Below are 425 nucleotides of genomic sequence, written 5' to 3'. Positions count from 1 at the left end.
GCCGTCGGTTACGTGCTGGCCTTTGTCTTCCTGACCCTCGCGCTGCGCGTCGGGATGGGGCTCGGTGTCGCCTACGGGATCTGGGCCGCCGCGGGGGTTGCCTTGACCGCGATCGCGTCCCATGTCCTATTCAAGGAACCCCTGACCCGCACCATGATCTTGGGGATCTTGCTGATCATGGCCGGTGTGCTGGTCATCGAAATCGGTTCCAGCTCCCACTGACCTGCGGCGGTGGCCGCGCCGCGCACTCATCGCCAAGGTGGTGATGTCACGCGCAACGTCTGATCGTGGCCGATCGGCGCGGACCAGTGGGGTGCCACCTTCCTCCGCGCCGGTTTAGTGACTAGCTGTAGGAGGGCATGACGTTGTTGACTCGCGCTGGGGCCAACGAGGCCGGTGGAGCATCTCCGCAGGAGGTATGCGGC

The 425-nt window shown here is 65.4% G+C and carries 1 protein-coding gene; it reads left to right on the top strand.

The window, feature by feature from the left end; all coding sequences use genetic code 11:
- A partial coding sequence (locus KVS67_RS11650; RefSeq protein WP_217565411.1) for a multidrug efflux SMR transporter occupies positions 1–222 on the top strand: 222 nt, incomplete at its 5' end.
- Positions 223–425 lie beyond the last annotated feature (203 nt).

Source organism: Micrococcus sp. GbtcB5 (assembly GCF_019091605.1).
GTDB classification, from domain to species: Bacteria; Actinomycetota; Actinomycetes; order Actinomycetales; family Micrococcaceae; genus Micrococcus; species Micrococcus luteus.
Note: the sequence above shows the minus strand (reverse complement) of the source record. Positions and strands in the feature narration are given on the sequence as shown.